The organism is Lacinutrix cladophorae (assembly GCF_053604645.1).
The window spans coordinates 1-322 of sequence record NZ_JBSHNR010000014.1 but is presented as its reverse complement, the minus strand read 5'-3'; the positions used below and the strand labels follow the sequence as shown (position 1 = coordinate 322).

Annotated in this window: 1 protein-coding gene; it reads left to right on the top strand. The window is 41.0% G+C overall.

Annotation, left to right across the window (positions count from 1 at the left end; all coding sequences use genetic code 11):
* Window positions 1-322 (top strand): SdrD B-like domain-containing protein (locus tag ACVC3Y_RS00060; protein WP_452225707.1); only part of this gene is annotated, 322 nt, incomplete at both ends.

Here is a 322-nt window from a genome sequence, read left to right as displayed (position 1 = left end):
CAATGTACCATTAGGAGATGCAGAAGTAGATGTAGATGAGACTACATTACCAACAGATATTACAGATACTTTAACAACAGGAACCTCAGATCCAGAAACAGTAACAGTTGTAGAAGGAACTAATGCTACTACCGATGATGGATATGCACCAGCAGTAGGAGATTTAAGTGGAGTGGTATTTGAAGATCTTAACGGCGATGGAGTACAAGATCCAGGAGAAGAAGGAATAGAAGGAGTAGAAGTTGTAATTACCGATGTTAACGGAGACGAAACAACAGTAACAACAGGAACGGATGGCTCATGGACAGCAACAGACATTCCA